Source organism: Armatimonas sp. (assembly GCF_964826245.1).
On record NZ_CBAYMC010000180.1, the window covers coordinates 1 to 9,177 of the forward strand.

Consider the following 9,177-nt stretch of genomic DNA (forward strand, 5'->3'; position numbering starts at 1 on the left):
ACCTGCTCGGAGCGCTCTCGCAGACGCCGAACTACGGAGCTGACGGCTAAAAGCAGGCCCATTCGCACAACCATCTCCAGGACGTAGGCTCCCCAGTCAGGATGCGTAGACGGGGAGGGAACAGTGCCCAGAAACAGCGCAAGGCAGGCCCCTGAGCGCGTGATACTTGCCTCAATACGGTTCTCTAGCAGTGTCTCTCCTGCGAGAACCACGAAGGCGACCACCCAGATTGCGCTGTCTAGCCCACCGGAAAAGCGCAACCCCAAGGCAATCGAGATCAGGTCTAGGCTGACAAACAGCCAGCCAAGCCCATAGTAGGCACGGGAGGCGATTCCCGCCTGATCCCGCCGTGCCGAGGCCCAGTTACGCACCCCAAGGTTTGCCGCCGCCAGTACTAAGACGGCCACGAAGGGCTTGAGCTGAATGGGCGGCGCATGCGTGTCGACTCCAGCAGCGCGGACAAATGCCCAGATAACGATTCCGACAACACAGGCCCAGTAGATACCATTGGGATTTTGACGTACATGACGGCTCAAGCGGCGCGCACGACGAGAGAGAGCGGGCATTCGGGGCTACAATGTTCCATTGAGGACATAGCGATAGAGAGAGAGGCGCAGCATCTTTAAAGCATCCTCGGCGAGCTTTTCTGGCACTGCACTCCCATCACTGGTATCCAGGGTGACCAAGTTCTCTCCGCGAACCTGAATCGTCGCCCCCATCTTGCGAACATCGTAGACCTGAAGATCTTGGTTGAGCATTTTATCCAGCGTTTCTGCGACGGTTTTTGCACGCTCGGGTTTGGTAGTTCTTAGAAACACCTTGCCATCCAAGAGAACTTCAGTCGCGGGGCCGTCGGGACGCGTGGTGACTTTGAGAATATTCGACGTGGCGCGCCGGTTGATCGGCAGCCCCATCTGGGAGATCTGGGTGATCATCGACTCGGCGCGGATCTTCTCAGGCGGGTGGGTTCGGAAAATTCCCATCTCGACATCAGGGCGGCTGCGCTGATCCCGCGCCAAGCGCTCCATGAATGTCAGCATCCCGACAGGGTTGTAGCCCGCTTTCTGTGCGAGGATAATCCCCCCCTGATCGGCGTCGCGCTCAGCGGTCTGTCCGTAGCCATTGACTTTCTGAATCGCCAGGAGCTGAAAGCCCGTCAGGAGATTACCGGTATCCTGCATCGGGACTTTGGCAAGGATGGCACCCAGTGCCGCAATCGCCATCTGAGTATTGAGCTTGCTCTGCTCTCGCTGGAGCTTTGCACCATGACTGTGGGCAGCGTGGATGACCTCGTGGCCCATCACGCCTGCAAGCTCATCGTCAGACTGTGCGTACTTAAGCAGGCCTTTGTTGATATAGACATAGCCCCCGGGGAGCGCAAACGCGTTGGTGTCGGGGTCATCTACGATAAAGAACTTGTAGTTGAGTGGGCGGGAGAGCTTATTCTCGGTGCCATAGAGGGCGGGTATGGGCGTGATATTGGCAAGTGCCGCGAGCTTCTGGCCAATGGTCTCCACGCGCTTGACCAAGGCCGGATCACTCACGAGCTTAAGGCCGCTCTTGAGCATCTCCTCATGAGCCTCGCGGCCCATCTTGACCTCGGGGTCTTCGGCAGGTGGGGGGGGTGGTTTTTGTGCCCAGACAGTTGTCACTCCGAGACAAAGAGCAATGGCAGTGAGTGCGACGGTGCGTTTCATGATGGATCCCCTCTATATTCTACGGCATTTCGGGGCTAAGAGTTCCAAAAATAAAGAAGACGAGGCGCACCGCGCCTCGTCTCAAAGGTGTTGTGTGAGTGAGCCTACTTGTAGCGACGCGCCCCGGCATACTTGCTAGCGTAGTAGGGCAGGTCGAGGGGATCCAGCACAACGCCACGCTTGCTACTGGCGGCATGGACAAACATCCCGTTGCCCACAAACATTCCCACATGGGAGATTCCAGCGCGGTACGTTCCGGCAAAGAAGACCACATCTCCGGGCTGAAGCTCACTCCGCGAGAGCCGCTTTCCAACCTGAAACTGCTCGCGAGCCGTGCGGGGAAGAGACAATCCCTCGCCACGCATCAGGTGCTGTACAAAGCTGGAACAGTCGAAAACTCCATTGTTGCCTGATGCTCCAAAGACATAGCGGGAACCACGGTAGGAGATTGCGCGAGAGATCAGCTTACTATTCACACCAACGCGGCCACTGCGCGGGCCATTGGCTTCGAGGGCGGCGCGGCTCTTGCCGATGGTATCTTCGCCCGCTGCTAGCGTGTGGTCGAGTTCTTCGTCGCCCGTCTCAAGAGTCAGGTTGATCGTGCTCTCGTCATCGGGATCGGTTGCCTTAACAGCAGGAGCTGGCTTGGTGGTGGGGGAAGGCTTGGTGGCTTTGGTGGCGACCATGGTGGTCTTGGAGCGCTTGGCTCCTTCAAAGCGAGTACGGTTCTGGGCCGTGGCCACCGAGGTGGTGGCAGTGAGGGCAAACAAAGTAAAGGCGATGGTAAGTTGTGTCTGCAGGCGGTTCGTTCTAAAGCGCGTCAATATTTCGTTCCTTAATCCTTAGCGTTCCTGTTTTTGGACAATCGCAGAATTGAGTGTAACCCAGAGGGCTGTGGGTTGTCAATAGTAGGTGTGACGTAGGACACGGGTTTTTACTGTACTAATTCTGGGTAGATTAGGGTATTCTCATCAGTGTCTTTGGTAAATCAAGTGAGGTAAATTTCGACCATGTTTTTTAAGCGAATACAAAGAGTTTTTGTTCCGGGTCTTGTTGTAATGGCACTTGCAGGAAATGCACGTGCAGACATCAAAGTGATCTCGAAGATGACCATGGATGGTCCTTCGATGGCGGGGCTGGCCGGTGGCCTCGGGGGAGGTGCAGCCGCGTCCAAGCCTGGTGAGCCATCCAAGACCACAACCTACTACAAGGGCAATAAAGTCCGTGTCGAGGATGCATCGGGAATGATCACGATCACCGACAATGATGCGGGAACCATGACTCAGATTGACACGAAGAAGAAGACCTACTCCACGGTCAAGCTGTCGGAGATGCTTGGTGCGCTCAACGAAGGCGGTGGCCCTGCCGCACAGTTTTTGGAGATGATGGAGATGAAGGTCAAGAGTGATGTTAAGCCAGGAGGCCATGAGCGCCAAATCGCAGGCAAAAAAGCGACCGACTATCTCTGGACAGCAACGATGAGCATGGGAATGAAGGGCGGCGACGAGGGGGCAGGGGAGCTTGCCAATATCACGATGGAAGGCGAGCAGTGGACCACGGAAGAGATCAAGCTACCTGCCACCTCGACCACAGCGGCTCCTCAAATTCCAGGGATCGGAGGCGGCATGATGGGCGGCATGATGAAGATGATGAACAACATGCCAGGAATGAAGAGCATGATGGAGACAATGGCCAAGATCAAGGGCTTCTCCCTCCTGACCAACATGAAGATCACCATCAAGAGTCCTTTTGCCGAAGCACAAGGACAGGATCTTTCCAAGCCTATTAGCAATAAGACGGAGGTTGTTGAGCTGAGCGAAGCAGAGCTCCCCGAAAGCCTCTTTGTCGCTCCCGCAGGCTTCAAGAAGGTTCCCTACAAGGCTCCACAGTTGCCGGGTGGGTTTGGAGGTTAGAATGCAGAGAGTGGCTTTCACGATCTTTGCGGCGACACTTCTGAGCACTGCCGCCCACGCGGACCTAAAACTGGTGCAGAAAACCATCATGGAGGGGAACCTCAGCAAGAGGGTTCAGGGAGCAGGAGGGCCGCCCACACCGCCGTCTGTGACGATGTTCTACAAGGGAAATAAAACGCGCACGGAGTCGGGAGACCGGGTGACGATCTTTGATGGTGAGCGTGTTCTCTTGCTCAATCCGGCAAAGAAAACCTACCAGGCTATTCCCAAAAACGCGGCTGCCGAAATGGCTAATCCCATGATGGCGATGATGGATATCAAGGCCAGTGTGGACGTGAAAGCGACGGGCAAGACCCAGACGATTCAAGGGAAACAGGCCAAACAGTACGTGATGACCATGACCATGAAGCTGGGAATGAAGCAAGGCGCAGGTGGCGCAGAAAAAGGGGAAGCTCCCCAGCTTCCCTCTTTTACCACCCGAACCGAGCTATGGACCGCGGAGTTTCCTGGAGTCACGCTCTCTCCCAGCATGGCAAAGCAAAACATGCCAGGTGGGATGGCGAGTATGCCCTTCGTGAAGGATATGACCGAGAAGCTCAAAACCATCAAGGGAATTCCGCTTCTGACTACCATGAACCAAGAGATCATGGGAAAGAAGCTGAACATGTCCATCAAGACAGTCTCCCTCTCCGAAGCGCCTCTTCCCGCTAGCCTCTTTGCACCGCCCGCTGGCTATAAGCAGGTGCCCTACACGGCTCCTGCGATGCCCATGATGCCCGGCGGCGGTTAGCGCCGAGGCACTAATAAGATCGCGGTAGGAACTTGAACACCGGTGGGCTCGACTTCTTGGAGCCCACCGTTTTCTTGGTAGGTCATCTGCGCGGAGGGGCCACCATCAAGGCACATGGCTTCCTCAGGGGCGCTGTGGAGTGTGTTTTTAAAGTAGCCCATGAGATAACGCGCTAGCTCACCATAGGTCATGGCATCCGCACGGCAGAAGACCAGAAAGCGCCCGTTCGATGCCACGGCAAGACGAGGCACACGGACATCACTGACCAGCTTCTCGGCACGATCTGCGATGTCCACTTTTTCTTTATGGATCAGCCGAGGGCCGCACGCCACCGCCGACTGCACACGCCAGGTCAGAGGGTTCTTGGTCTTGACAGGCTTCTCGTAGCGGCGCACTCCCGACAGCTCCGTGCCTGCCGCCCACGCAAACTGCGCCTCACCCGACTCCGAGAAACCCACCGATGAGCGAAGTGCCTCCCCAACGGGCGTTCCGGGGGCGACGATCTTTCCCTCTAGGATGCAGAGCTGGACAAGCTGCTTGCGCCGCCCGAGTGAGTCGTAGCTCTCCCCAAAAAAGCCGCCATTGACCCCGGCGACGGCATCGTATTTCCTAGCCCAGTCCCGCACCGTGTGGGCATCCCCGACGATGTTATTTCGCAAGGGCTCTAAGTTCTCCGCAACGACCATCGGGCGAACGGTGGCAAGATTGCGATCCACGGTCAGCGTCTGCGTGAGGGCGACTCTATCCTGGCGAAAGACAACCCCGTCAGCCACAGTGACTTCCGAAGAGGGTTGGTGAGGGCACCCCACAAGCAAAAGAGCCGCTGCGAGAGACGCAGCGACTCGTAGAGTATGCTTTCGTCGGCTAGACGAAGTCAATATCCTTGACCTCTTTGGCGTACTTTTCAATAAAGGCACGCCGTGGCTCCACTTTATCGCCTAGCAAAACCGTGAACATCTGATCGGCTTCCGCAGCCTCCTCGACCGTGACCTGTGCCAGGGTTCGGTTGGCTGGGTTCATGGTGGTGTCGGCCAGATCGTCGGGGTTCATCTCTCCCAGACCTTTAAAGCGGGTGACATGGGTGTCGCGCTTTTTGATCTCTTTGAGGATACGGTCCCGGTCTGCCTCCGTGCGGGCGTAGATTTTCTGGTCTTTGCCCACGCGGATTGAGTAGAGCGGCGGCTGTGCGACATAGATATGCCCACTCTCCACCAGCGGCTTCATGTAGCGGTAGAAGAAGTTGAGGAGCAGTGTCCGGATATGATCGCCGTCCACGTCCGCGTCGGCCATGATGATGATCTTGTGGTAGCGCAGCTTCGCCAGATCAAAGTTATTGCCTTTGTCTTTCTCTTCATCCGCCGACGTGGAGAGGGAGATTCCGGCCCCGATTGCCATGATGAGCTGCTTGATACCGTCGTTGTCGAGCGCACGGTCGATACGGGCTTTCTCAACACAGAGGATCTTTCCTCGAAGCGGCAAGACCGCCTGTGTCCGTCGGTCACGGCCCTGCTTGGCAGAGCCGCCTGCCGAGTCACCCTCAACAATATAGAGCTCACACTTGCTGGCGTCTTTCTCCATGCAGTCGGCGAGCTTGCCGGGCAAGCCCCCGCCGTCCATGGCGCTCTGTCGCTTGATGAGATCCGCCGCTTTTCGAGCCGCGTCACGAGCACGCTGGGCCAGAGAAGCTTTCTCTAGCACTGCCTTGGCGATATTGGGGTTCTCCTCAAAGAACTCCGCCAGCCCCTCACCGACAATGGAGTTGGTGACGCCTTGAATCTCAGGGTTACCGAGCTTGTTTTTCGTCTGCCCTTCAAACTGTGGGTTCGAGATACGCACCGAGATCACCGCCACCAGGCCCTCGCGCACATCGTCGCCAGAGAAGTTGTTGTCTTTCTCTTTTAAGTAGTTGGCCTTGCGGGCGTAGTTGTTGATCACACGGGTTAGCGCGGTCTGGAAACCAGAGAGGTGCGTCCCACCGTCATGGGTGTTGATATTATTGACAAAGGAGTAGATATTCTCCTGGTAGCCCTTGTTGTACTGGAGTGCAATCTCGATCTGCGCCGTCTCGCCCTCACGGTACTCGCGCTCTCGGTAGAAGTAGATCACCCGTGCGTGCATCGGGTCTTTGTTCTCATTGAGATGGGCGACGTACTCCGCGATACCACGTTTATGGTGGTAGACCTCCGGCTCGCCATCGTGGAGCTCGTCAATAAACGTGATCGCGACTTCTTTGTTGAGATACGACAGCTCGCGGATACGGGCGCGGAGACGGTCCGCCGAGTAGGCAAGCTGGCCTTCCTCGTTTAGCGCACTGGAGAAGATCGTGTCATCCGCAAGCCACGTCTGGGTGGTGCCCGTCTCGCTAGGATCGCACTCCCCAACGACGTGTAGCTTCTTGGTGACCTTGCCCCGTGCAAAGCGAATCTTGTGGATCTTGCCGTTCTGCTTGACAGTGGTCTCCATCCAGGTCGAGAGGGCATTGACACAGCTCGCCCCGACCCCGTGAAGGCCACCGGATGTCTTATACCCACCACCACCGAACTTTCCACCCGCGTGGAGCTCGGTCAGAGCGAGCTCAACTCCGGGCTTACCGGACTTGGAGTTAATGCCCACCGGAATACCGCGTCCGTTATCCTCGACGCTAATCGTGCGGTTTTTATGGAGAATCACCGTGATCTTGGTACAGTGTCCCGCTAAAACTTCATCAATGGAGTTGTCAATGATCTCTCGAAAAAGGTGGTGCATTCCTGGAATGCCCGTGTCACCAATGTACATCGCAGGACGGTGCCGAACGGCTTCTAGTCCCTCAAGTTTCGAGATGGAGTCTCCATCATAAACGGTCTCGATTTTTTCGAGTGTTGGAGTTTCAACAACCTCGTCGCCCTCGTTCATCTCACCCAAAATTTCGTTCTCTTTATCACTTGCCAAAGTCTGATCCTCCTAATGATTTTACCATGAAGCCCTCTTAAACTCCCGTCTTAAGCAGCATTCCGGAAATCCACAAACTACCCTGCGATTCGCGGGTAAAATGAGGTCACTATGTTTACCCCACTCGTCGCCTTGGTGGCGCTTTTTTGTCTCTCGGCTCCCACAGTCAAAAAGAAAACCGTGGTGCGGCAGCTTGCGCCAGGGGTGGAGCTGGTGCAGGAGATTATCCCGGAGGGCGACAAAGACGGGCCATTAGTGGTCACGACCGTGCGAATTGACCCGAAAGTGAAGGGCGTGCGGGTCGAAGCGGCGCTGGGAGGCGACTCCGTCTGGGCCAACGATGCGACCCTCGGGCGGGAGATTCCCTCCAAGACCGTGGCACGGCGAAAGGCAGTCGCGGGGATCAATGCGAGCTTCTTTCCCTTTGCGGGCAACCCCATTGGGCTCCATGTCGAAAACGGTGAGCTGGTGACGGAGCCCGGCTTGCCACGCACGGCATTTGTGCTCATGGACGATGGATCGGCGCAGTTCCCTCGGTTCTCGTTTGAGGGCACTGTCAATGGAAAGACGCTTCATGGCCTCAACCGCAAGCCAGGCAAGGGCAAAGAGCTTCTGCTCTTCACCCCGATCTTCGCGGAGAAAACCCTCAAGACGGAGGGGCGCTATGAGGTGGTGGTGGAGGGAGTGAGCCTTCCGCTGAAGTTCGGAACGGAGCTCACGGGGAAAGTGGTGTCGGTGGGAGTGGGCGGTCTGACGCCGCTCAAGCCCGGAACGGTAGTGCTTTCTGCGGGAGGCGACACCACCGACTGGCTCAGCTCCTGGGCAAGACCCGGGGAGGCGGTGACGATCTCACTGAAAGCCACGCCGCTGGACCGGACGCTGGATCCGGCGAAGATCTTGCAGGCAGTGACGGGCTCAGGACGGCTCTTGGCGGGCGGGAAGTTTGCCTTAAACCTGGCGGATGAGAAGATTGGGGCGAGCTTTTCCACGGCGCGCCATCCCCGGACAGCGGTCGGAGCCACGGCGGATGGTAAGCTGCTCTTTGTAACTGTGGATGGCAGGCAGGCCAAGCTCTCGCGGGGTGCGTCTCTTACTGAGCTGGCAGGAATTATGCTGGCGCTCGGCGCGGTCGAGGCGGTGAATCTGGATGGCGGGGGCTCATCGGCGTGTGCAGTGCGTGGCGCGGTTGCCAACTCACCCTCAGAGGGCGTCGAGCGCCCCGTTGCCGATAGCCTGCTTGTCTTTGCCGAGGAGTCGCCGATGATGCCGTTGGGTGAGCTGACAATTGCCGCCCCGGAGCGAGTACTGGCGGTGGGGGAGACGTGCACTTTCCCTCTGCCCGCTGGCGTGGATCCCACAGGCGTTGTCTGGACCGTTTCAGGCGGGATTGGTTTTGTCGATCAGGAAGGCAGCTTTCGGGCACAGCGCGCTGGCAAAGGCGCCGTGATTGTCTGGCGTGGGAGCCAGTCCGTGCGTGTCCCTGTCGAAGTCGCAAAAGACCCCGCAAAAGTAGCGCCCAAACTCGACACGCCTGAGTTTGTCCCACAAGCCATATTAACCGCGGATGGCATGACCCTGACGATTACCATTGCTAACAGTGAGGGAGATCGGCTCGGGGGCGAAGCAATTGCACTTGCTGTCACGGGGGGAGTCGCTACACCGAGCCGCACCACCACCAACCCACGTGGCGAGGCAATCGTGACCCTTCAGTGGGACACAAGCACCGCACCCGCCGCCCGCCAGATCAAGGTCTCGTCACCGAATAAGCGCTTCCTGAGCGTGATTGTCAAGCCGTCTTAGAGCGACTACGGGGAAGGAAAAGTGCCGCAAGGACAGCCCCTGCGGCACC

The 9,177-nt window shown here is 57.4% G+C and carries 8 protein-coding genes; 3 read left to right on the forward strand and 5 right to left on the reverse strand.

The features are described from left to right. From AC1XOS_RS15895 to AC1XOS_RS15905, 3 genes are all read right to left on the reverse strand, one after another. The coding region (locus tag AC1XOS_RS15895; protein WP_481963203.1) for a hypothetical protein at positions 1 to 566 on the reverse strand (566 nt) is incomplete at its 3' end. A gap of 6 nt (positions 567 to 572) precedes the next feature. Beyond that, positions 573 to 1,697 carry a M48 family metalloprotease gene (locus tag AC1XOS_RS15900; protein WP_481963204.1) on the reverse strand — a complete coding sequence of 375 codons (1,125 nt, stop codon included), beginning with the start codon at positions 1,695 to 1,697 and terminating at the stop codon, positions 573 to 575. A gap of 104 nt (positions 1,698 to 1,801) precedes the next feature. Next, complete coding sequence (locus AC1XOS_RS15905; RefSeq protein WP_481963205.1) at positions 1,802 to 2,467, reverse strand: C40 family peptidase; 666 nt, start codon at positions 2,465 to 2,467, stop codon at positions 1,802 to 1,804. A gap of 240 nt (positions 2,468 to 2,707) precedes the next feature. Here AC1XOS_RS15905 and AC1XOS_RS15910 point away from each other — a divergent pair, with 240 nt between their 5' ends. Together AC1XOS_RS15910 and AC1XOS_RS15915 are read left to right on the forward strand one after the other, a co-directional pair. Then, positions 2,708 to 3,610 carry a hypothetical protein gene (locus tag AC1XOS_RS15910; protein WP_481963206.1) on the forward strand — a complete coding sequence of 301 codons (903 nt, stop codon included), beginning with the start codon at positions 2,708 to 2,710 and terminating at the stop codon, positions 3,608 to 3,610. Positions 3,611 to 3,620: 10 nt separating this feature from the next. Then, positions 3,621 to 4,400 carry a hypothetical protein gene (locus AC1XOS_RS15915; RefSeq protein ID WP_481963207.1) on the forward strand — a complete coding sequence of 260 codons (780 nt, stop codon included), beginning with the start codon at positions 3,621 to 3,623 and terminating at the stop codon, positions 4,398 to 4,400. Here AC1XOS_RS15915 and AC1XOS_RS15920 read toward each other — a convergent pair. Together AC1XOS_RS15920 and AC1XOS_RS15925 are read right to left on the reverse strand one after the other, a co-directional pair. Then, on the reverse strand, positions 4,397 to 5,173 hold the full coding sequence (locus AC1XOS_RS15920) for a phosphodiester glycosidase family protein (RefSeq protein WP_481963208.1): 777 nt from the start codon (positions 5,171 to 5,173) through the stop codon (positions 4,397 to 4,399). The genes AC1XOS_RS15915 and AC1XOS_RS15920 overlap by 4 nt on opposite strands. A gap of 91 nt (positions 5,174 to 5,264) precedes the next feature. Beyond that, positions 5,265 to 7,292 (reverse strand): DNA gyrase/topoisomerase IV subunit B, encoded by a 2,028-nt coding sequence (locus AC1XOS_RS15925; RefSeq protein WP_481963210.1) that lies wholly within the window; start codon positions 7,290 to 7,292, stop codon positions 5,265 to 5,267. A gap of 147 nt (positions 7,293 to 7,439) precedes the next feature. On the opposite strand from AC1XOS_RS15925, the gene AC1XOS_RS15930 reads away from it, so the two are divergent. Then, positions 7,440 to 9,128, forward strand: coding sequence for a phosphodiester glycosidase family protein (locus tag AC1XOS_RS15930; protein ID WP_481963209.1), 1,689 nt, complete (start codon positions 7,440 to 7,442; stop codon positions 9,126 to 9,128). Positions 9,129 to 9,177 lie beyond the last annotated feature (49 nt).

Bases quoted from the DNA above. Each gene is read 5' to 3' on its own strand.
- AC1XOS_RS15900 (WP_481963204.1), bottom strand. From the start codon at position 1,697: ATGAAACGCACCGTCGCACTCACTGCCATTGCTCTTTGTCTCGGAGTG.
- AC1XOS_RS15910 (WP_481963206.1), top strand. From the start codon at position 2,708: ATGTTTTTTAAGCGAATACAAAGAGTTTTTGTTCCGGGTCTTGTTGTA.
- AC1XOS_RS15925 (WP_481963210.1), bottom strand. From the start codon at position 7,292: ATGAACGAGGGCGACGAGGTTGTTGAAACTCCAACACTCGAAAAAATC.
- AC1XOS_RS15930 (WP_481963209.1), top strand. From the start codon at position 7,440: ATGTTTACCCCACTCGTCGCCTTGGTGGCGCTTTTTTGTCTCTCGGCT.